The sequence below is a fragment of the candidate division WOR-3 bacterium genome (genome assembly GCA_039801365.1).
Classification (GTDB): Bacteria; Hydrothermota; Tepidihabitantia; order Tepidihabitantales; family Tepidihabitantaceae; genus JBDRUN01.
Window position 1 is genome coordinate 1 of sequence record JBDRUN010000011.1, and the last position, 22,110, is coordinate 22,110.

A 22,110-nucleotide genomic window follows, 5' to 3' on the forward strand; every position below is an offset into this window, starting at 1 on the left:
GCGCCGCAGGTAGACCAGGGTGTTCTCCTGTTGCCTGCGCTCGACCTTGACGAGTTGCTGGCGCTACGGGTATCATATGAAACGCGCAAGCGTCAGGCAGGGGGTCACGATGTGCCTTGGCCGGCCCTTTGAGTTGGCAGGCATATTTGACACCGTCCGATGGTTAGAATATCCTTAGCAGATATGGCACATGCGTATACCCCTGGTTTGAAGGTCACGTCCCGGACAGTAGTAAGAAAGGAACGCCGGCTTCCACTTCCTGGCGAAACCCTGGTCGAGAAAGGGCAGCAGGTTAGGGGCGACGACATTGTTGCCCGGACCGAGTTGCCCGGCGATGTCACCACGGTAAATGCCGGTGGACTTTTGGGCGTGCCACCTGAAGACCTACCTGCTCTGATGCTCAAGAAACCCGGAGACAGAGTCGAGAAGGATGAGGTGATTGCCCGGTCCAAGGGACTGTTTGGCCTCTTTAAGACCGACGTCCGCTCACCGGTCAAGGGCGTGGTTGAAAGTGTGTCATCGGTAACCGGCCAAGTAATCCTGCGCGAGCCACCGCAGCCGGTTCAAGTTGATGCCTACATCGAGGGTTTGGTGACTGACGTCATACCAAGAGAGGGCGTGGTCATTGAGACCGAGGCAAGCTTGGTGCAGGGGATATTCGGCGTGGGCGGCGAGGTGCGCGGTGTAATTCACGTCGTCGTAGATTCGCCGGACCGACCGCTCGGTGGTGAAGACATTGGGGAGAACTGCCGCGGCAAAGTTGTCGTCGGCGGTTCGCTTATAACCTACGAAGCGATCGAAAGTGCGCTACGGAACGGCGTAAAGGCGGTCGTTGCCGGTGGAGTTGAAGATGCGACCCTGCGCCACTTCTTGGGATATGACATCGGCGTGGCAATCACCGGGTCGGAGAAAAAGGGGTTGACGTTGGTCGTGACCGAGGGTTTTGGTCGGATGCGGATGGCACTGCGTTCGTTTGAGCTGCTCCGGTCGCTTGAGGGGAAGATGGCATCGGTGAATGGTGCAACTCAGATTCGCGCCGGCGTAATTCGGCCCGAGGTCATCGTACCGCAGCCGGCCGGCACCGGAGCGGTGAAACAGAGCGTAGCCGAAGGCGGACTCGCGCTCGGAACACCGGTACGCATAATCCGCCAGCCCGGGTTCGGCGCTATCGGCAAGGTGGCCAAGCTGCCGGTAGAGCTTGAGACAATCGAGACTGAGGCCAAGGTAAGGGTGCTTGAGGTTGAGCTTGAAGATGGCAAGCACGTGCTTTTGCCTCGGGCGAACGTCGAAATAATAGAAAGCTAGCTGAATGGGGCTGTCCAAAGGACCGGCTCTTGTCCTGCTTAATGCAGTAAGGAGTCTGCCACGTATCGATTCCAGGAGACTCGGAAGAAAATTCTCCACTACCCTATTTGCTCTATTGAGGAGAACAAGGAACGGGTCATTCAGCAGTCGTTCAACGACGAACTGTCATTTTCCGGTGGCCAATCAATACCTTAGGTTCAATGACCTAAGATTCACCGGACGCTCTAAGACGGCCAGCGTGTTTTCGCGTTTCTGTGTGGCCCTGGTTATGCTTGCTCTCGTTGGGACGTTCGTAACTGCTTTTGCCGGGATGTCGTCGCTCAAGATAATGCCGGGAGTGCGCGAGGCAGGGATGGGTAATGCCGGAGTCGCGTCTGCGTTCGGCCCCCAGGCGATTGCCTGGAATCCTGCGGCTTCGGCGGCCGTATCGGGGTTCGCGGCGTGTGTTTCCTATGCGAAGTGGTTTGCAGACCTGCACCAACAGTCGGTCTACCTTACCCGTGACATCAGGCTTGGCGTGTTTGGCGTCGGCGCGACGAGCTTTACGGCTGGCAAGTTCGAGTACCGGACCGAGGTGCCGACCGAGGACCCGCTCGGCCTGTTTGTACCGGGCGAGTTCACTCTGCACCTCAATTTCTCGCGCCGGGTGAGCGGCGTGGTAGACGGCGGAATTGCGGCCCGGTATTACTACTCCAAGGTACTGGACCAGGCGGCGTCAGGGTTCGGATTTGATCTCGGAGTTCGGGCCGCTCCTTGGGACCAGCTCGTACTCGGGGCTTCGCTCGTTGATTTTGGCTGGAATCTCTCGTACTACCGCGAGCGGTTCAGGCTGCCGACAAGGGCCAGACTGGGCGTTACCTACAGGTTTGGACTTGGCGAGAATCTCGGGCTGAATCTGACTGGCGAAGGCGTGCTGCACGTGTACACGCGGGACCTGAACGTCCATTCCGGAGTCGAGCTCGTGTGGCGCGAGGCGATTGCTCTGCGGGCTGGGTACGAGCGACTCGAGGAGCTGGGTCGGGTGGGTTGTGGGCTCGGGTTGCGGCATGGCCTTTTCCGGCTCGACTACTCGCTTAGCGCTCTGAATGATAACCTCGGCGCAGCACACAGGATAGGTCTGAGTCTAAGCGGCTAGCGCGGGTTAGGTCTATGCCTCAGGAATGGCTTGAGTTCGAACAGCCGTTAGCAGAGTTGACTGAACGAATTGACGAGCTGGCGGCAATCGGGGCCAAGGACGAGGTCAAACGGCTCCGGGAAGAGGCAGTCAAGCTCAAGGAGAAAATCTACGCAGATCTTACGCCCTGGCAACGTGTGCTTCTAGCCCGGCATCCGCGACGTCCCTACACCCTTGATTATGTTGATCGGATAGTGACCGACTTCCTTGAATTGCACGGTGACCGAGGTTTTGCTGACGACCCGGCAATTGTGGTCGGGCTCGGTCGAATTGACGGCGTCGGGTTCGCCATTGTTGGACACCAGAAGGGCCGAGATACCAAGGAAAAGCTGGCCCGTAACTTTGCGATGCCGCATCCAGAGGGGTATCGCAAGGCGCTGCGCATGATGAAGCTGGCAGCAAGGTTCGGATTGCCGATTCTTGCCTTGGTGGACACGCCGGGTGCATATCCGGGAGTCGGAGCAGAGGAAAGGGGACAGGCTGAGGCAATCGCTAGGAACCTGCGCGAGATGGCAGTGTTGCCGGTACCGATAATTGTGGTGGTGACAGGTGAAGGCGGGTCGGGCGGGGCACTCGCGATATCAGTCGGCGACCGACTGATGATGCAGGAGAACGCAATCTATTCTGTGATTACACCAGAGGGGTGCGCGTCTATTCTGTGGCGCGACAACTCGAAGACCGAGCAGGCGGCCGAAGTTATGCGGATTACTGCAGCCGAGATACTGAAGCTTGGCATCATTGACGAGGTCATACCCGAGCCTCTTGGCGGTGCGCACCAGGACTGGGACGAGGCCGCGGCACTTCTGAAAAAGGCGGTCATGCGGGCCTATCGTAGTCTGAGCCAGGAGCCGACCGACAGGTTGGTCAAGCGTCGCATCGGGCGGCTTGCGGCGATTGGCGTGTACGCGTGACGCAACCGATATGAGCCGGCAGGACCGATCGGACCTGTGACCGGCACAAAGTTCAGGGCTGGTTACGTTGCACTAATCGGACTGCCCAATGTCGGCAAGTCAACGCTGTTGAACCGGTTGGTTGGGCAGTACGTATCAATCGTTGCTCCAAGACCGCAGACAACAAGACATCGGGTTCTGGGTATCCTCAACGGGGACGGATTCCAATTACTGCTCCTTGATACCCCTGGGCTTCTGAAGCCGGCCTACAAACTCCAGGAGTTGATGGAGAAAGAAATCGAGCGGGCGTTTGAGGATGCAGACGTTGTGCTTCTGCTTCTGGACGCCACCAACCCGGAACTCGAACACGAGGTCTGGCGCAACCCACAGCTCGCACAGCTCGTTCCGGTTGCGGCTGTCGGAGACCTGACGACTTCTGCCGAACCTGCGAATGAGTCCGGTGCGCTTCGGGGGTCGAGGCCGTCGGTCGTCGTTGCGTTTAACAAGGTAGACAAGGCCGACAAAGCTGGCCTGCTTGCGTTGGCCGCCAGACTCAAGGCGCGTGGACTTGGCAATGTGTTCATGGTATCGGCACTAAGAGGTGACGGGATAGAAGAACTGAAGCAGGCACTGGTCGCAGCCCTACCAGAAGGGGAACCTTTCTATCCGCCGGATATGGTCTCGGAGCGACCAGAACGGTTCTTCGTCGCTGAGTTCATACGCGAGTCCATTTTCAATCGGTATGGGGCGGAGGTGCCGTACGCTACGACCGTAGTTGTGGACGAGTTCACAGAGCGGCCGGGTCGTAAGGATTACATCAGGGCGACGATCTATGTCGAGCGCGACACTCAGAAGGCGATTGTTATCGGCCGAGACGGTGCGGCACTCAGGCAGGTTGGTTCGTCCGCTCGGCGCAGAATTGAGCAGTTCCTAGGCCGGGCGGTATACCTCGAGCTGTGGGTCAAGGTCGCCGAGGCTTGGCGCCGGAATGAGACCTTCATCCGGCGGAACATTTACCCGCGTTGAGCCTTCGGCGCGGTACAGAATTCGTGCGCGCGAAACCAACTTTGTGACAAAGACTGCTGGAGTGCGAAACGGCGCTGCTCGATGTCTGATGTCGAAGAAAACTGGCCAGGCTATCTTCGGTGGCGCAGCCCCGGCATGCGGCCGGATGAAAGCCGGCGGGCGAGGAGACGGGAAGCCTCGAATTCTTTGAGCAGGCGGTTTACTTCAGCGACCGTGGTGCCGCTGCCTTCGGCAATGCGACGTCGGCGCGAGCCGTCTATTATGTCCGGATTCTGGCGTTCGGCCGGAGTCATGGACTGAATCATTGCCTCGACTTTCACGAGTTCGCTCTCGTCCACGTTCAGGCTGCCGGCACCGGGGATCATTGCAATCAGCTTTGACATGCTACCCATTTTCCTCATGTTACGAAGCTGATTGAGAAAATCGTCCAAGTCGAATTTGCCTTTGAGAAATTTTTCTGCAGTCTTGGCCTGATCCGGCGGTGAACTCGTGGTCTGCATTTTCTCGACCAGAGTCTTGATGTCGCCGAGCCCCAGAATGCGGGAGGCGATGCGGTCAGGGTGGAATTCTTCAAGGTCGGTGAGTTTCTCGCCCGTACCGATGAAGAGCACCGGCAGTCCTGTTGTGTGGCGGACTGAGACAACTGCCCCCCCGCGCGTATCGCCGTCAAGTTTGGTGATGCAACAGCCGGTCAAACGCAATCTCTGATGGAAGGCCTCGGCTTGATTGACCGCATCCTGGCCGGTCATGCCATCAAGTACAAGCAGGGTAACGTGCGGTCTTGCCCGATCCTGTATGGCGGAAAGTTCGGTCATCAGTTCGTCGTCGATGTGAAGTCTGCCCGCGGTGTCGAATATGACCAGGTTGTTGCCCCGGCTTTTTGCCTGGTCGAGGCCGGCCAGGCAGGTCGCGATCACGTCATTATTGACCGGGAGAAAATCGCATCCCGCTTGTTCTGATACGAGTCGTAGCTGTTCGGCAGCTGCCGGGCGTTTAGGGTCGCAGGCGACGAGCAGCGGGCGGTGACTTGCGAACCGACGGGCGAGCTTTCCAGCCAGGGTAGTCTTACCCGTGCCTTGCAGACCGACTAAGCAGATTACCGAAGGCGAAGCGGAAAGATCAAGTCTCGTGGGTCGACTGCCGAGTAGTCGTGTGAGCTCGGTGTGGAGGGTGTAATTGATGACTTCGCCGGGTTTTAGTACCCTTTCGATGTTCCTCTCCCTTAGAGCGGTTTCTACCGAGCGGATGAAGGCGCCGACGACCCGATAGTTCACGTCGGCTTCAAGTAGCACGGTGCGGACTTCGCGCAGCGCATCCGTGATTTCCTTGGAGCTGAGGCGACCGTAGCCTAGGAGTCTGCGCTGGAGCTTGGTGAAGCGGTCGCTTAGAACTTCGAACATGGCAGAGGTGGAATCAAGAAATCGATGATCCCCGTGCTAGGGTGAGTAGCACTTCAACGACTGCACCACGGTTTCGTAGTCGTCTGAACGGAAGATTGCACTGCCTGCGATGAGCCAGTCTGCGCCGGCTTTTGCCACCTGCCGACAGTTTGAGGGATTCACCCCGCCATCAACCGAGATGAGGGCCTGGGATCCGGTGGCGCTGAGAAGCGACCTGAGGGTCCGGACGCGGTCGAGGGCGGTCGGGATAAATTCCTGGCCGCCCCGACCAGGGAATACGCTCATTACGAGAATGTCCTCGACTTGGTTGAGAAATGGTCTGAGTGCTTCGAGCGGAGTGTCGGGATTCAGTGAGATACTTGCTTTCTTGCCTGCCTGGTGAATTAGAGCAAGGTCCTCACTGACGTGTGCTGAGGTCTCGATGTGAAAGCCGACCATATCCGAATACGCAAGAAACCACGGAATCATTCTTCCAGGTTCACGTACCATTAGGTGAGTGTGGACCGGGATGCGCACCGCCTGACGGACAGCAGCAGCAAGCGGAACGCCAAAACTCAGATTGGGTACGAAATGGCCGTCCATCACGTCAAGGTGAATCGCATCAGCTCCGGCTCGGACAACGGCATTTAGCTCACTGCCTAATTCCAGCAGGTTGCTGTCGAGTATTGATACCGAAAGTTTCACGGTGTCGAATCTTGGGCTGGTGCTGCGACGATGAGCCGAGCGGTGTCGCCGTCGCGGACCGGCATACCTTCTTCCGGGTACTGAACAAGGACAATGCCAGCTGGTTCCCCGCTCGGTGCATGTCGGACCTCACCAAGTATGAGTCCTTGTGAGGCAAGGATGCCGGACGCAGTCTCAAGGTTTACACCGAGCAGGTTTGGCATCGGAAAACTGCCGACTGGTGCGGACACCGCGATGACGACCGGGGTAAGACGTTCTGCTTCGGTCCCGGCTGAAGGCCGTATGGCGACTACCCGCCCCAATGGCAGGCTCGGCGTACGCAGGGATTCGACTTCGCCGACTAACAGCCCGGCTGTACTGAGTTCCGCCTGCGCTTGGTCAAGACTCATACCAACAACATCCGGGACCGTTACTCGATCTGGCCCACGACTTACATCAAGTTGGATTGCTCGGCCGGGCTTGGAAAACCGGCCTCCAGGCGGGTACTGGGCAACGACCCGGTCTGTGGGTACTGCGGGATCTGACACGGTTCGGACTTCGCCGAGCCGGAAGCCAGATTGTGTGATTGTCTGGATTGCGGCCGCCCTGTCCATACCGACTACGTTCGGGACCATGGCCTCCTGATGATATCTGGTGACAATTGGCATCACGACATAGTTGACAAGAAGGAGGAGACCGACAGCAGTAACTGGAACGCCTACAAGAAGCCAGAGAAGTAGAGTAGGCCATCGGCGCCGCTTTCTCCGACTGCTCATTGTTCAGTGCGTGGTCTGTCTAGTGCGTGCCAAGGCCATCAGGATTCATTTGCACTCTACGTCCCGGCTTTCGAAACGTTCGCCTGGTACCGGGCGCAACCCGTTGCGGAAACTCGCGCCAGCCTGTGTCTTGCCGGCCTCAGGTCGTACCTCAAGCAAGGACAGAATACCGAAACCGGTGGCAACTTCAAGTCCTGGACGATCAAGGAGAATGGTTCCGGGTTGCGCTGTCGTTGTCCCTTGTGCGAGTCCAGAACGTAGCACCAGCACTCGCCGGGAGCGAAAGAAGGTGCAAGCACATGGCTTGGGCGAGAGGGCTCGCACCAGATTGTGAAGCTCTGAAGCCGGCCTTTTCCATTGGAGGTACCGCTCTGAGTCGGTCACTTTAGGCGCATGGGTGGCGCAGCACTGTGTCTGCGGCCGGGCCTGGGCGGTTCCTTCCAGAAGTTCGCCAATAGTCTTGGTAACGAGCCGCGCGCCGACATTGGCCAGCCGCAGGCTGAGTTCGCCTGCGGTCTCATCAGGGCCGACCGTGACCGGTTCTTGATTCAGGATATCGCCGGCGTCGACTTCTTCTGTCATGCGGATGACAGTCACACCGGTGGTGGTGCAGCCAGCCATGAGTGCGCGTTGGATCGGTGCGGCTCCGCGATAGGCCGGTAGCAGCGAAGGGTGAAGGTTAATGAAGCCTCGGGCAGGCAGTTTGAGCAGGGCCGGGCCAAGAATGCGGCCATACGCGGTAAGGACCCCTAGATCTGGTCTGAGTTGGGACAGTTCAGCAACAAACCGTGTGTTATTTGGGTCGGGTGGTGCGAGCAGCCGTAACCCCGCGGCCTCGGCCGCACTCCAGATCGGCCCGGGTTCCAGCCTGCGTCCTCTCCCTCTTGGGCGGTTTGGTTGAGTCACCACCGCTGCCAGTTCATGCGGACCCGCGATAAGCAGCTTGAGAAGGGGAACACCGAATTCGGAAGTGCCGAAGAAGACTATCCGCAACGGGGCCCTATGGATGGAAAACCGCTGATGGAAGCCGAGGAACGTCGCCCCTGGTTGTCACCTGTGACTCTTCTCTGAAGTGCTGGCCATTGCTTCCTGGAGCTCTAGCTGTTTCAGTCGGTCAGCCAAGAGCCGGCGTCTGGTTTTACCCAGCAGGTCAACGAACAGGATGCCGTTTAGATGGTCTATTTCGTGGAGGAAGGTCCTGGCCATAAGGCCGGTTGCCTCAAGCTCGACCGGACGGCCATTCTCGTCTAGGCATCTGACGCGGACAAGTTCTGGCCTAGACACCACGTCGTAAACACCGGGTATTGACAGGCAGCCTTCCTCGCGTTCAACTGCGCCCTCGGTTGCAATGACAGTGGGGTTGATCACGCAATAGGGTCTAGCATCAACATCAGCTCCAGCAGGGTTGACCGCAAACACTTGGACTGGTTCGCCAATCTGATTAGCAGCAAGTCCGATACCGTCTTCCTTGACCACCGTAGCCTTGAGTATAGCCATAAGCTGGCGGACGTCATCGGTGAGTTCGGTGACCAAACCACCCTTGGTGCGCAGCACCGGGTTGCCGTAACAGACGACACGCCGCGAACTGGCGGTTTCTTGGTCCATGGTATCTAGTGGACTGGGGTCAGCGGACTGGGCAAACGCTAACCTTTCTGAATGCTGGCGCCACCGGTGATCGATTCCATCGTCTATTGCTGAGCGCCGAGTTTGTAGGAAATCGAGCCTTTGTCCAATTCGATTTCCGTATTCTCAGCGATCTTGACCGTGAAGGTCGCGTCTTTGACGTTGGTGATGATGCCGTGAATGCCACAAGAGGTCACTACCCGGTCCCCGCGTTTTAGTGCCGAAAGCATCTCCTGGTGTTTTTTCTGCCGGCGCTGCTGAGGCAGAATCATCAGGAAGTACAGCACGACGAATATAAGAACGATGGGTAGGAATCCAAGCAGAGAGTTCACACCACCACCGGTCGGTGATGGTTTGGCGGCTGGTTCCTGGGCAAGAGCGACAGAAAACATGCATGCCTCCTTAGCTAAAATAGAGTCGGTGTCTTGTAATGTAGTTGTACACGGCCGTAGATAGGAGATAGCGGACCGATTGGCCACTCGCAAGCCGCGACCGTATCGCGGCCGCGGAAATGTCCACTCCGATACAGGAAAGAAACCGAACTCGAAAAGGACTGTGGCCAGGGAACAACCTCGGTTTCCTGGCCCCGGGACGGCTGACTACGACGAGTCGGGCAAGTCGTGCCAGCGCAGTTGGCTCATGCCAATGGGCTATTTCTTGGTACTGGTCAAAGCCGAGAACGAGATAGAGCGAACCGATACCTGGTGTTCCAGCGAGCGCCCGAAGTGTGTCAATAGTGTATGAGGGGCCGGGCCGTTGGGCTTCGATATCAGAAACCTCAAGTCCGGGCCAGCCGCGCAGGGCCAAGCGCAGCATGGCAAGGCGGTCACGGAACGGTGCGAGTCGTTCCGTCGCTCTCCGTCGCAAACCAGGAGCTGCGCTTCTGATTTCCCGTCTTGGAGTTGGACTGGACTCAGTCGCACTTCTCGGGGTTGGCACGGATTCCGAGCCTGCATCCTCTGGCTTGTGGGGTGGCCGGGGCGAGGGGATGAACAACACCCGGTCAAGTCCGAGCTGGGTTCGAACATCATCAGCAACAAGCACGTGTCCGGGATGAACCGGGTTGAAACTGCCGCCGAAGACACCGGTCCTGGGATTGTAACTAGGCATAGTCTAGTTGAATCGTCTAAGTTCAGCGCGTGCTGCCTGTCTGATCTCCTTTGGGAAGTCACCTGCTTGGAGTGCTTCGAACTCGGCCCGTGCCCGCTCCGACTGACCTGTTTCGCGGCAACAGATGGCGAAGCGCAGCCGGTCGGGGCCGGTCCATTTCTCAATTGGCAGCCCGGTGAGGATGTATTCGTAGTAAGTGAGTGCAGACCGGAATTCCCCAGACCGGAAGTACAGCAGCGCAATGTCGAAGTCGCGGCTGGCTAGGCGACGCATGATGTCGCTGAGTGCGGCTTCTACCTGGGACCGCAGGCCGGAGTCAGGGTAGAGTGCGAGAAACTCTTCGAGAACTTCCTTGGCTTTGAAAGTCAAGGTCTGGTCACGAGGCGTAGAAGGTGCAGATAGGAAGTAGGAAAGTCCGAGTCTGTAGGTAGCCTCCTCTTGGAACCGGCCGTTGGGGAAACTCTTGAGGTAAAAGTCGAATTCAGTCTGCGCCTGCTCATACCGGTGTTTGCGAAAGTAGGTCTCGCCCAGGTAGTACTGGGCATCAGCCGCCTCCCGAGACCCAGGAAAGTTGAAGATGAGGAACGTGAGTCGTTCTTCGGCCTCGCGGAACTTCCCTGAATCCAACGCTACCAGAGCTAGTCGAAGCCCGGTTCCCGGGTCGGGTGGCGGGGCAAGCTGCGACCGTTTCGGACAGCCGGCCACAAGAAGGACTACAAGAACGAACTGGGATAGCCGTTTCACGAAGTGCTACATCCGTTTCAGGATTTCGACGAGGAGTTTCGTGAGTTTAGGTTCTGCGGCCCGGGCCGCGGCCAGCACGTCAGGCAGACTTACCGGTTTGAGTGTTTCGGCCACGGCCATGTCGGTTACGACTGAGAAACCAAGACACTTCATCCCTCCGTGCCGAGCTACGATCACTTCGGGTACGGTTGACATGCCGACCAGGTCTGCGCCGATGAGCCGCAGGAACCGGCACTCTGCCGCAGTCTCGAGGTTTGGTCCAGTCACCCAAGCATACACACCCTGCGCAAGCTGGATGCCTATGTCCAACGCGGTCTTGCGGGCGAGTTCGACAAGCATGGGGTCGTAACATGCGGCCATGTCAGGAAAGCGAGGCCCCAACTCATCATCATTCGGTCCCCGCAGTGGGCTGTGGCCAGACAGATTAATGTGGTCGGTAATGACGACAATGTCACCGGTGCGCAGATTTGGATTCAGTCCACCGCAGGCGTTGGAGAGCACGACAGTCCTGACCCCGAGTTCCTTCATCACCCGGATCGGATGCGTGACCTGGGCCAGGTCATACCCCTCGTAGAAATGGATCCTGCCTTGCATCACGGCCACCCGTTTCTCACCCAGGGTTCCGAGCACAAGGCGGCCAGGGTGGCTTTCAACCGTCGGCCGGGCGAAGTGGGGGATGTCCTCATACGCTACCGCTACCTTGTCGCGAACTAAGTCGGCAAGTTCGGTGAGCCCGGTTCCAAGAACGATGCCGATTTCTGGCCGGTGTTCGGTTCTTGCGCGAATTGCGCTGACGCTCTCAAGGACATGTTTTCTTGTCATCCTGGTCTACGGCGCGGCGCTTCTCGCCGGGAATCAGAGGACTCGTGTTGCAAGTTCTTGCCTTCCGTTGGCTGTGGTGCGTTGGCTACTGGCCCCGGACCTGTGACGCCACGGTCAGTTTCGGATCTATCACTGCAGATGCCCGATTCCCACGTGTCGGCCATCTGCAGGCACGCATGAGCCAGGCCGCGAATCTGGTCGAGGAGACTTAGTTGTCTGGCCTCAAGCTGCTGCAGTTTCGTGCGGAGCTGTTCGGCTTGCTGCTCTGCCCTGAGGATGATGGCTTTTGCTTGATGCTCGGCCTCGGCGAGTATGACACGACTGTGTTCTTCGGCTGACTGTCGCAGTTCGTTGTGCGCGCGCTGGGCGGTGACCAAGGTATCCTTGAGCAGAGACTCAGTGCGCTCGTAGGTATCAAGTCGCGCTGACAATTCATCCACTCTTTCGGCCAACATGGCGCGCTCCCGACGCAGTTCTTCTACTTCGCGCGCCACGAGCTCCAGAAAACTCCTGACTTCCTTTGGTGAAAGCCCTCGTAGCTGCGTGGCGAACGTCTTGTTCTTGATGTCCATCGGTGTTATCGGCATCGGGGCATTCTATACCGCGTTCCCAAACTGTCAAGGAAACGGCTGGGGTCGCAACGTATCGGTACGTCACGCACAGTGTTTGGACCGTGGAGCTGAAGTCCGGCATACGAAACCCGAGTCACCCTGGTCGGCGTTAGGTGGGACCGGACAAGGCTCGTAATGTGTTTCAGATGCAAAGTTGCTGATTCTCGACATCGGACGTCAGGTCAGCGGCTTGCGATTGACTGCTCGTACCTTGCTCCTATAATCATTTTGTCGTCAATGTACCGGCTTGTCACCGCGCGACAGATGAAGGAACTGGACCGGTATGCCGTTGAGGAACTTGGAATCCCGGGTGTAAAGCTGATGGAGAATGCGGGCCGCGGGGTTGTCGATTGGCTGGAAGCAGAGCTTGGCAGCTTACGGGGAAAGCAGGTAGCTGTCGTATGCGGTCCCGGAAACAACGGGGGGGATGGCTTTGTTGCCTGCCGATATCTTGCCGACCGCGGGGCCAGGCCGGTCTGTGTTTTGCTCGGTTCAGTACCAGGTCTCAGAGGTGATGCCCTGGTCAACGCACGCAGACTGCTTGACTTGGGCGCGAGAATCCTGGAGGTCAGCGCTGCTGACCAGCGACTTCCATTTCTTGAACAGTCTGATGTCATTATCGACGCTATCTTTGGCACCGGGCTTTCCAGACCAGCCCAGGGCTTGTTCGCGGACGCAATAACGGCGATCAACCGTGCCGGCAAGTACGTTGTGAGTATTGACGTCCCTTCGGGTATAGATGCCGAGACTGGCGAGGTCCACGAGCCAACGGTCCGGGCCAGCTTGACGGTCACGATGGGCCTGCCCAAGTATGGACTCGTGCTTTTTCCCGCCGCAGCCTGTACTGGCAAGCTCAGGGTCGCTGATATAGGCATTCCGGCCGAGGTCCTTGCCCGGGGCGGTGACACTTTTCTTGTTGACCGGGAATACGTGCGTTCGGTCATGCCGTGCCGAGCGAAGGACGGACACAAGGGTACTTTCGGTACGGTGCTGCTAGTGTGCGGGAGCCGCGGTTTCTCTGGTGCGGCCTGTCTGGCCGGTCGGGCAGCGGTACGCTCGGGTTGCGGATTGGTCAGACTTGCGTATCCTCGTTCCATCTCGGACGTGGTCGGGTCCCAGGTAGTCGAAGCGGTAAAGGTACCTTTGCCCGAAACTAGGCGCGGAACGCTTGCGGCAGAAGCCAGCTCCAGCATTGTCAGGCTGGCGGAGGAAGTCCAGGCTCTCGCCATCGGCCCGGGCCTGACAACCAGTGCCGCGACGCGCGATGCGGTATTGCGTGTCCTACGCGATGTCACCTGTCCTTTGGTCATCGATGCCGATGCTATCAATGTTCTTGCAGGGCAGCTAGGCATCCTCGCAAGGCTCAAGGCACCGGCTGTGCTTACGCCCCATCCGGGCGAACTGGGCCGACTCACCGGGCTTGAGGCCGGTCGGATAAACGCCCAGCGTATCAGCCTGTCCCGCAAGCTGGCCAAGGAATGGAACGTCGTTTTGGTGCTCAAGGGCGCGCCGACGGTGACGGCTACCCCGGACGGCATGGTGTATGTCAATTCCACCGGCAACTCCGGCCTTGGCACAGGTGGAACTGGCGATGTCTTGACCGGGCTCCTTGCCGGATTGCTTGCTCAAGGTGTAAGACCAGCCGATGCCTCCGTCGCAGCCGCATTCTTGCACGGATTTGCTGCGGACCTCGCTGTGTCCGAACTCACCGAGTACTGTCTCGATGCCACCGACCTTATCAGCTGGCTGCCCCGTGCCTTTCGCGCGGTCTTGGCCCGGCAATGACTATGGTGTTTGTTCTGCTCGTAGGTCTTTACAATCCGGACCTTTGGCTGCACTTTCCGGCAATGGACGAGATTCGAAGTGTGAGTGCAGGGTCAGACCGCTTGTACATTGCTGTACCTTCGGGCGTTTACATCCTCGACCGCTCCGACTACCGGTTAATCCGTACCCTTACCGCTGCCGACGGCGTTAAAGGCAGCGTACGGCTCTGTGCGTTCAATCCAGTGCGCGGTGACCTCTTCATTCTGGCCGGCGATAAACTATACCAGTACCTCGACACCCCGGATGAGGTTTTTGAGCTCTTTCCACCGTTCAAACACGTGAACTCGATCGGCATCAGTGTGGACGCCGCGTACTTCGATACCGAGCAAGGCTTCTTCCGCAAGGAACGGTTGCTGGACCGTTACGAGAAGACGGAAAGCCTTCCGACGAACATCGTCTGGTACGGTAGTCGCGATACATCGAAACCAGAGGACTATGTGTTTCTTGTCCCTTACTATTTCACCGATAACCAGCTAAACAATCATCGTATGACCCTCGTCTATCGGGACCCGAAGGCACGACGTCTTTATGTCGCCGCTAAAGACTACGGCCTCATGGTTTACTCGACCAACCTGGGTTTATCAGAGCGACATATTCGCATGGGGCCAACCCAGGACCCAATCAGTCGTGTCGTATTCGTTGACGATCGACTGTGGTTCCAGGGACGCGACTGGACTGTTTCACTTGACCAGCATGGTAAGTGGAGCTATTTTCGTACTCGGCTTGGCGACCTACCGGCATTCAGGACCACTTTGCTCTTCGCTAGTCTGCTTGATCTTGCCCGCCGCGAATCACTGACTGCTTTCCTTCCTGTTCCTGAATCGCGGACTGCGTGGGTTGGAACACACCGAGCACTCTACTCGATTGGACCGAAGGGGAAACTGACAAGAGTACTGAACTTGGGACTGGCGGTAAACGGTCTCGCCCAACTCGGCGATTCTCTGCTGATTGGCACCGATGCCGGGCTATACGTCTGGTACAAGGACAGCTTGAACGAGGTTCTGGACCCGTTCGGCCGTACCGGGTTCGGCGTATACTCAATGGTCCAGACCGAACGTTGGCTGTGGATTGGAACGCTCGGCGGGCTGGTTGTTATAGAACGGGTCTGTGCGGCGCGCCGGGACTCGTTAGCTTTGCCGCCCAAAGCCTATTGCGATTCTGCTACGGACCGTGTCTCCGGGTTTGTCCCGGACTCGGGACCCTGCGAGACCGAGATTTGGCAGCAGGTCATTCCGCCTGGCTTTGACCTGTCCAGGCCAGTGCGTGGTCTTGCGGCGTACGCGAACACGGTGTTTTACGACAATGGTTCGGGCATCACCGCACTGACTCTCTCGGATATGGCCGATGCGCCTGGAATGCGAGATAGAACCTATCTGACCATTGACCGCAGCTCTGGCCTGCCACACAATGATATTACTGCAATGTACGCTGACGAACGTTACCTCTGGATAGCTACCCCAGGTACTATCTCCCGGTTTGACTATCGTCTTGCGTTGCGCTGATTCACAGGCCGCAGATTTCAGTGCATGATAGCAGAACTGTCGGTTGCGTCCTGAGACTCAAGTCTGCGACCGGGATAGAACCACAGGGACAAACAAACATGACAGAGTAGCACTTCTCTTCTTCTTGTGTTGGTTCCGTTCCCGTCGCCTCTCGTCGGGTTCGCCAGTTTTTCGCTCGACTGAAGCCCAGCTAGGTCAAGATAGAAAGGAGGAATCACGGCAGATGGGCCAGCAGCCAGAGCACGGGGCAGGTCGCATCTGCGGTTGCCCAAATCCCGATGTAGAAGCTGAAGTCTGCGGTCGAAGGCGTTCGGCACAGCGGTTGTGATGCGATGGAATGCTTGCGCTGCTTTGGCGTGACTTTGCGTTAGCCTCCGGCAGACTGGTTCAGTACCAGAAATGACCTGGGTGGAAATTCGGCATGACGCCAGTAAAGACTCGGGGAATCTGCCGGCAGTCAGGCAGCGGTCTAGGTCGGCGCAGCCCCACATCCTGTTGAATCTTGCGGATGTCTTCCAGTGTCCGGCCACCACCACAGAGCATCAGCACGACCGGCATGACCTACTCTTCCGGCTGGATACCGCGGTTGGAACCAGGAGCTGGCAGCCAGTTGCGGACGCACGCGACGACACCGGTGGTCAGTGCGGCCGCCTGGAACACGGCCAGGCCGCTCAGGCTGGTGATGGTTTCTTCAGACACGCCGAGCTTGAAAGGAAGGAATTCCTGACCGATACTATGGTTGTCCATAAGGCTGCTCCTCTCTCCACCCAATGGGTGAAAGTTGTTCATACCTGTTAGACGCAAAAGGCTGACAGGAAATACAAGAGGTGCAGCCTTCTTTGTTGTAGTTCTATATCGGCACTAGGGCTAGCGTGCGTTTCTTGACACCAAGACCTCTGTCTGTTATCTATCTCCAAGTAGATGTTGAGCTATGGGCAGAAAGCGTCACGATAAGCTTACTGGACTGCCTGCGCTTGGTGCGAAGCTAAGACAGTTGCGTGAGAAGGCCGGTCTGTCCCAGATGAGGCTTGCGGCCAAGATGGGCTTTGCGCCAACACACGGCTACAAGTACATATTCCGCCTCGAAAAAGGCCAGGTACCGAATCCAACCCTTCGCACCATTGCCGCCTACCTTGAGGCATGTGGGGCCGGCTGGCAGGAAATTGCCGACCTATTGCCCGCATCTGCGACCCAAAAGCAGCCGATACAGCAGCCGGCCAAGCACGCAGAAGTTCATCCTGAACCACCGCCGGCCCGGCCGCGCGACACTCGACCGCAGCGTCTGCGAATCAGGACTGAGCTCCTGACCAAACGCCAAGAGCGCGCTCAGGCGTTCTGGGCCAGGTTTGAGCGGGTCGAACAACAGATCGCGGAAGTCCTGCACAAACGCGGCGTGGTGTCCAATCAGCAGCGCCACTATTTTGCATTTCTACGCTCCTGCTGTTTGACCATAGATTCCTACTCAGGGCTGAAACCTGGGCTCCTGGACCAGCAACTGGGTAAGTTGGTCCGTTCAGCTCGCGAAGCCGGGTTGGACGAGAAGATACTTCTGGCCATCAGGGACATTTGTCTTGAGTCCATGAGCCAGCCCGGAGGTTCCGGGCACTGATGCGCTCTAGTCCGTTGTTTGTGCTGGGGCTATTGCTCGGCTTGGTGGCCGTGTCTCTGTCAGTCGAAGATACCGGTTTGGACACGGCAAAGCCCGGACCCGAACTTGCGGCTGGTCGTGTGCTCATCGAGCTGGCAGGCCCTGCCATCCACCTGCGCCTTCTCGCCCGGCGCCAGCACTATCTTGACTGGCTCGAGCTTGCATATCAAGCAAAAGCAGTTACTGACAGCTTTACGCGCTGGTACGGGCCTTGTGCCTTGCCGGACATCTGGATTGTTGACGTGTCTGGAACTCCAGTCAAGGACAGTTCCGCACCGGGTCTTGTTTTTCTCAACCGACGCCCGTTACCTTACGTCCGTGTCCAGGAGCGTGAACTTACCCGGCTTCTCGCTCGGCAGTGGTTCTACCCGGCAGCCGAGGACAGTGGTACCTGGTTCGCTGTCGGGCTTGCAGCCCACGCTGCATCCCGCTATCTCGCATCAAAGTATGGGCCGACGAACCTGCTTGACCTTCCATTTAGCCTGTCTCTGCTTTCCGGACTGGGTGAAGAGTATGTCCAGCGCGTGCTCTATCATATCGCCGCTTCTAACCGGCTGCTTGTGCGGCTCGACACAGGTCCGGCTCCGACCTCACCCCTTGACAAGGAGATGTACCTGGCTCAGGCCGGGCTGGTTGTAAGCATGCTCAGACGGCAGTTTGGCCCGGATACTTTTGACCAAGCGTTGCGCTCCTACCGCGAGAAGAACGGCACTGCCGGGATCGGCCTCGACGATTTCATCCGCACGCTGTCCCTGGCCAGTCGCAGGAACGTCTTCTGGATGGTCGAACGCTGGCAGCGCGCTCCTGGCACGTGCGATTACGCGGTCGCCAAGGTCAGAACCCGGAACGACGAGGTCGAAATCAGCCTGCGCCAGCATGGCATGATTTCAATGCCACTCGAAATCGAGGTCCGGTACAAAGACGGAACCGCAGTACGCCACCAGATTGACTCGCTCGTACCAGGTCAGCCAGTGCGGCTTCCAGTCTCCGGAAGCCTGCGTCAGGTCGTCCTCGATCCGGACTGTAAACTGCTCGAGCCAAACCGCTGGAACAACTACTGGCCCCGCAAGGTCGAAGTCAAGCCGCTGTTCGCCCTGCCGAGCTTTGATGCCTACCAAATCTTCTACGGTCCCTATGCGTGGTACGACACCTATCACGGATTCCAACTTGGGGCTTGGACGCAGGGGCGCGAGTTCGTAGTTGCCGGCCCTTTGCGCGGCCGGCATATGTGGACCCTGAGCGAAACCTACAGTACCAAGATTGACGACTGGCACACCAGCGCAAGCTACATCACTCCGCTCAGCTTCATCTCGGACCGGCTGCGCGCAAGTTTTCTCGGCGATTACTCGCTCATGGCCGCTGGCGTCCGCCTCAGCCTGCTCCAAGAACTGGGCCGGGTCTTCGGCAAGCCGAACGGCCTCGTTGACTTCGGCTATCGTTACTTCGACCTCTACGATACGACCGGCCGCGACTTCCGCGCGTGGGAACCGGCCCGCACCGGCGAGGTCAGAATCAGGGTTCTTCACTCCTGGGAGTCGGGCATCCTGTCCGGCGGTCAGTACCTCTACTTTGGCCGCGGCCTGCCCGTGTTCGGCAGCGACACAGCCTACCGGTACTGGAAGGCCAGCATCGAGCAGAACTGCGCCGTCAACCTGACCGGCCGATTCCGCATCCGACTGCGGCTGTTCTGTGGCGCAATTCCGGGCAGTATCCCGGCTCAGGACCAGTTCTATCTTTCCGGCGGACTTCAACCCAGTTCGTCCGAACCAGTAAGCTGGGGACTGAAGGGAAAATCATCGGCTCAGGAACACTGGCACTACGATTCGGACGCAAACTGTCGGGGATTTGCCGGCGAGTACCGTCATGGCCGGTTTGCCTACGGCGTGAACGTCTATCTTGAACCGCTGCCATTCCTTGCTCCCTTCTTCGACCTGGGCAACGTTACCGACTCCCTGCACGCTGCATCATCTTTTCCGGCTCCTGTGCTCGACGCCGGGGTTCGCTTGAAACTCGGTCCGCTCTACGCTGACTTCCCATTCTGGCGCTGGTCTCGTGAAGCCGGCCATGAATTTGCTTTCCGTTGGATGCTGGGCCTGAAGCTGGGTTCCGGCACATAGGTACTGTATGGCCTCGAGGCTTTCTCTTCCCCGTACCTTTGCCGCCCTTGCGCACCGCAACTACCGGCTCTACTGGTTTGGCAATCTCGTCTCGCTCATCGGCACCTGGATACAAAGCATCGCCACCGGCTGGCTTGTGCTCCAGCTTTCAAACTCCGCCTTCTTCGTCGGCCTGAACTCAACACTGACCTGGCTACCGGCCTGGTTCATGTCCCTGCCCGGCGGCGCCCTGGCCGATCACTTCAACAAGCGCAACCTGATGATCGTCACCCAGTCAGTCCTGGCACTGTTTGCCCTGCTACTTGCGGTTCTAACTTGGACCCGTGTCATCACCATTTACCATCTGCTCGTAATCTCCTGCTTGTCCGGGTTTGTGGTAACAATGAACGCACCCATTGTCCAGTCAATGATACCCGAACTCGTAAACGGCAAGGACGTCCTTAACGCGGTCGCACTCAACTCGACGATGTTCAACACCGCGCGCATCATCGGCCCTTCGATTGCCGGCGTGCTCCTGACCACGGTCGGCGCCGGTGCCTGCTTCGGCATCAACTCCGCCAGCTTCCTTGCGGTCATAATCCCGCTCTTGTTCGTCCGCCTCGAGTCGCCGGCCCGGTCCCCAAACAGTGAAACAATGTGGCAGCGCATCCGTCAGGGTCTAGGTTTTGTCGCTCATCATCCCGACATCCGGGTTCTGATTATCATGGTTGCGGTGTTCAGCTCGTTTGGCATTATCTACCTTCCCCTGATGCCGGTGTTCGCCCGAGACGTGTTCTTGTCCGGGCCCAAGGGCTATGGCATCCTGATGTCCTCGGTCGGCATTGGCGCGGTGGTCGGCGGCTTGACAATCGCAACTATCAGCCGCACCCGACACAAGGGCTGGATTCTCACCTATGGTACACTGGCCCTGGCGCTACTGATTTTCGGCTTCTCCTTCATCCGTGACATGCACCTGGCAACCGTGGTGCTCGTGCTCATCGGGTTCTGCCAGACAACTGTTGCTTCCCTGTCCAACACGCTGATTCAGACTCTGGCCCCGGACAACGTGCGCGGCCGGGTGATGAGCGTATTCACTCTGTCTTTCAACGGCATGTTTCCCTTGGGAAGTCTTGTCGGTGGAGCAGTCGCCCAGAAATTCGGCGCACCTGCCTCGACCCTTGTCGGCGGATGCGTCGTTCTTGCCAGTCTTGTCGCCGTTTCGCTGCTCCGGCCACAGATTCGCCGCCTGTAGGCTTCACTCGCCGCAGGTTGAGCCGCATCCGGCGTTCCAGTTCTAGTCGCGTCCGCCGAAGCACCAGGCGTTCCTTCTCTGGTCGTGCCCCGGACTCCATCCGCGCCTGCTCCGACGCACATACCACGAACCTTGCCTTGAGCCGCGGGTCTTGCCGTGTCGGTCGTAGCACCATGTTTCCTGCCCAGTGTCGCGGCCGAAGCTGCATCTTGCGTCGCAACCCAAATCCCAGCTCTGGCCGTACCGCGTGAGGCGTCTCGCGCTGTAGCTGTCGGAGCCACCGGGGGAGCCGGGGAGGGTTTGAGGCATGATTCCGCGCAGCGGATTGACTGCCAAAGACTTAGGGTGATTTCCGGGCTTGCGGCTCGTGTGACTGAATAGTATCATTGGATGTGCGCAAGCAACCCACGGCAACTCCTGACAGCTTCGACCGACAGAAGGAGATTGGCGCGAGGTTACGCGCGCTACGGCTTGGAGCCGGGTTGAAACAGGCCGAGCTTGCGACCTTGATGGGCAGGCAGGGCAATGGCGGGCACGCGCTCATCAGCCGGATTGAGCTAGGCCACGTGCCGGACGTGTCGCTCCGGGTCATTGCCGACTATCTGCGTGCGTGCCGGGCGAACTTCTCCTCGATTGCCGACATCCTGGACCAGTACGCAGCAAGGCCGACCGTGCCCGAGACCCAGGGCACCCGGGCAGTCCATAAGATGGCCGAGACCCTCCCGCCGAAGACCCGGGGCAAAGTGCTGCGCTATGACACGAAGACCAGACACGGCCGGGAAAAGCCCGAGCCGAAAGAAAAGCGGCTCGACCGGGTGCGCCGCATGGCGGCGTCCTGGCTCAGACGCCAGCGGGTCGAGGACTGCGTCCACTTCGAGCTCAACCGGATGGGCGTGCCGCCCGGCAGTGCCGAGCGGTTCTGGCTCGCGGACTTCGGCCGCCGGGTGTTCAAGGCGCTAACCGACACGCGCGGCAAGGACAGAACTGTCCGCGAGAAGCTGCTTACCGAGATTCAGCACACTGAGACAAGCAAGGCCTTGTCCGAGCCCAGCCGGCAGCAAATCCTCAAGGCAGTCTCAACTTTATTTCAATCAATGGAACAGACCGGTGCTCTGGACTGGCTCCCACCGATCGAAGAAACAGAACACCTTGCGCACCGAACCCGGGGCAGGCGAGTGAAAAACGATGCACAACTGTGTCTTGAGGACCACCGGCAGAAACAGATGCGGTTCGAATCGGCTAGGAACAAGGCCATTGCCGAAATCCAGCGGGCGTACGTGCAGGAATCAGGGCTTTCCGAGCATGAAGCCAAGCGTATACTCGGCACGATTGTCGCGCTTGTCACCATCGGCCTTGCCGCCGGGCCTGGCACCGAAGAACGCCGCCGCCGGACTGACGAATGCGTTGAGTACTACGCGGCCAAAGGGACTGGCCCGAACCGTCTGCGCGAACTTGCCCGCTTCGTCTTCGACCGGCTCGACCCGCTGCTTCCCGACTTCCCACCTGACCGTTCGCGTCAGCCGTGAAGTCCCAATTTCATCTGACGCGGGGTTCTACAAGCGGACGTTGCCGTTCACACTGGTTGAATGCCCAAACGTTCAGACCTGTTCTCTAAGCCGCGAGCGGCCCGTTCCCTTCGGCCCC

Annotated in this window: 22 protein-coding genes; 10 read left to right on the forward strand and 12 right to left on the reverse strand. The window is 58.5% G+C overall.

Features of this window, described 5'->3' with window-relative positions:
• The first annotated feature begins 183 nt into the window (after positions 1-183).
• The 4 genes from ABIL25_02870 (at position 184) to era (ending at position 4,395) form a co-directional block, all read left to right on the forward strand.
• Positions 184-1,305, forward strand: coding sequence for a hypothetical protein (locus ABIL25_02870; GenBank protein MEO0081221.1), 1,122 nt, complete (start codon positions 184-186; stop codon positions 1,303-1,305).
• Between the two features lie 238 nt (positions 1,306-1,543).
• Complete coding sequence (locus ABIL25_02875; GenBank protein ID MEO0081222.1) at positions 1,544-2,440, forward strand: PorV/PorQ family protein; 897 nt, start codon at positions 1,544-1,546, stop codon at positions 2,438-2,440.
• A 14-nt stretch (positions 2,441-2,454) separates the two neighbouring features.
• A complete protein-coding gene (locus tag ABIL25_02880) occupies positions 2,455-3,390 on the forward strand; it encodes an acetyl-CoA carboxylase carboxyltransferase subunit alpha (protein MEO0081223.1) in 936 nt (311 codons plus the stop codon).
• A gap of 36 nt (positions 3,391-3,426) precedes the next feature.
• Positions 3,427-4,395 (forward strand): GTPase Era, encoded by a 969-nt coding sequence (gene era / locus ABIL25_02885; protein MEO0081224.1) that lies wholly within the window; start codon positions 3,427-3,429, stop codon positions 4,393-4,395.
• A gap of 110 nt (positions 4,396-4,505) precedes the next feature.
• Here the strand turns inward: era and ffh are convergent, their stop codons facing one another.
• The 10 genes from ffh to ABIL25_02935 form a co-directional block, all read right to left on the reverse strand.
• Positions 4,506-5,795: a signal recognition particle protein gene (gene ffh / locus ABIL25_02890; GenBank protein ID MEO0081225.1), complete on the reverse strand. Its 1,290-nt coding sequence runs from the start codon at positions 5,793-5,795 to the stop codon at positions 4,506-4,508.
• 36 nt (positions 5,796-5,831) lie between these two features.
• Positions 5,832-6,479: a ribulose-phosphate 3-epimerase gene (gene rpe, locus ABIL25_02895; GenBank protein MEO0081226.1), complete on the reverse strand. Its 648-nt coding sequence runs from the start codon at positions 6,477-6,479 to the stop codon at positions 5,832-5,834.
• Positions 6,476-7,093 (reverse strand): PASTA domain-containing protein, encoded by a 618-nt coding sequence (locus ABIL25_02900; protein ID MEO0081227.1) that lies wholly within the window; start codon positions 7,091-7,093, stop codon positions 6,476-6,478. The genes rpe and ABIL25_02900 overlap by 4 nt, the downstream gene beginning before the upstream one ends.
• A gap of 186 nt (positions 7,094-7,279) precedes the next feature.
• Positions 7,280-8,227, reverse strand: coding sequence for a methionyl-tRNA formyltransferase (gene fmt, locus ABIL25_02905; protein ID MEO0081228.1), 948 nt, complete (start codon positions 8,225-8,227; stop codon positions 7,280-7,282).
• A gap of 57 nt (positions 8,228-8,284) precedes the next feature.
• Positions 8,285-8,839 (reverse strand): peptide deformylase, encoded by a 555-nt coding sequence (gene def, locus ABIL25_02910; protein ID MEO0081229.1) that lies wholly within the window; start codon positions 8,837-8,839, stop codon positions 8,285-8,287.
• 83 nt (positions 8,840-8,922) lie between these two features.
• Entirely contained in the window at positions 8,923-9,249 is a 327-nt protein-coding gene (gene yajC / locus ABIL25_02915; GenBank protein MEO0081230.1) for a preprotein translocase subunit YajC, read from the reverse strand.
• Between the two features lie 10 nt (positions 9,250-9,259).
• Complete coding sequence (locus ABIL25_02920) at positions 9,260-9,967, reverse strand: nicotinate-nicotinamide nucleotide adenylyltransferase (protein MEO0081231.1); 708 nt, start codon at positions 9,965-9,967, stop codon at positions 9,260-9,262.
• A gap of 3 nt (positions 9,968-9,970) precedes the next feature.
• Positions 9,971-10,711, reverse strand: a complete 741-nt coding sequence (gene bamD, locus ABIL25_02925; GenBank protein MEO0081232.1) for an outer membrane protein assembly factor BamD — start codon at positions 10,709-10,711, stop codon at positions 9,971-9,973.
• A gap of 6 nt (positions 10,712-10,717) precedes the next feature.
• Positions 10,718-11,533 (reverse strand): purine-nucleoside phosphorylase, encoded by an 816-nt coding sequence (locus tag ABIL25_02930; protein ID MEO0081233.1) that lies wholly within the window; start codon positions 11,531-11,533, stop codon positions 10,718-10,720.
• Positions 11,530-12,120, reverse strand: coding sequence for a DivIVA domain-containing protein (locus ABIL25_02935; GenBank protein ID MEO0081234.1), 591 nt, complete (start codon positions 12,118-12,120; stop codon positions 11,530-11,532). The genes ABIL25_02930 and ABIL25_02935 overlap by 4 nt, the downstream gene beginning before the upstream one ends.
• Before the next feature lie 261 nt (positions 12,121-12,381).
• Between ABIL25_02935 and ABIL25_02940 the strand changes: the two genes are divergently transcribed.
• Complete coding sequence (locus ABIL25_02940; protein ID MEO0081235.1) at positions 12,382-13,929, forward strand: NAD(P)H-hydrate dehydratase; 1,548 nt, start codon at positions 12,382-12,384, stop codon at positions 13,927-13,929.
• A 2-nt stretch (positions 13,930-13,931) separates the two neighbouring features.
• The gene (locus ABIL25_02945; GenBank protein ID MEO0081236.1) at positions 13,932-15,470 is read left to right on the forward strand and encodes a hypothetical protein; all 1,539 of its coding nucleotides are present in this window, start codon (positions 13,932-13,934) and stop codon (positions 15,468-15,470) included.
• Between the two features lie 387 nt (positions 15,471-15,857).
• Here ABIL25_02945 and ABIL25_02950 read toward each other — a convergent pair whose 3' ends face one another.
• Complete coding sequence (locus ABIL25_02950) at positions 15,858-16,028, reverse strand: hypothetical protein (protein ID MEO0081237.1); 171 nt, start codon at positions 16,026-16,028, stop codon at positions 15,858-15,860.
• Positions 16,029-16,031: 3 nt separating this feature from the next.
• The gene (locus ABIL25_02955; GenBank protein MEO0081238.1) at positions 16,032-16,217 is read right to left on the reverse strand and encodes a hypothetical protein; all 186 of its coding nucleotides are present in this window, start codon (positions 16,215-16,217) and stop codon (positions 16,032-16,034) included.
• 184 nt (positions 16,218-16,401) lie between these two features.
• Between ABIL25_02955 and ABIL25_02960 the strand changes: the two genes are divergently transcribed.
• From ABIL25_02960 to ABIL25_02975, 4 genes are all read left to right on the forward strand, one after another.
• Positions 16,402-17,079, forward strand: coding sequence for a helix-turn-helix transcriptional regulator (locus ABIL25_02960; GenBank protein ID MEO0081239.1), 678 nt, complete (start codon positions 16,402-16,404; stop codon positions 17,077-17,079).
• Positions 17,079-19,235, forward strand: coding sequence for a hypothetical protein (locus tag ABIL25_02965; GenBank protein ID MEO0081240.1), 2,157 nt, complete (start codon positions 17,079-17,081; stop codon positions 19,233-19,235). The genes ABIL25_02960 and ABIL25_02965 overlap by 1 nt, the downstream gene beginning before the upstream one ends.
• A 7-nt stretch (positions 19,236-19,242) precedes the next feature.
• Positions 19,243-20,466 carry an MFS transporter gene (locus tag ABIL25_02970; GenBank protein MEO0081241.1) on the forward strand — a complete coding sequence of 408 codons (1,224 nt, stop codon included), beginning with the start codon at positions 19,243-19,245 and terminating at the stop codon, positions 20,464-20,466.
• Positions 20,467-20,858: 392 nt separating this feature from the next.
• On the forward strand, positions 20,859-21,992 hold the full coding sequence (locus ABIL25_02975; GenBank protein MEO0081242.1) for a helix-turn-helix transcriptional regulator: 1,134 nt from the start codon (positions 20,859-20,861) through the stop codon (positions 21,990-21,992).
• The last annotated feature ends 118 nt before the right edge of the window (positions 21,993-22,110 follow it).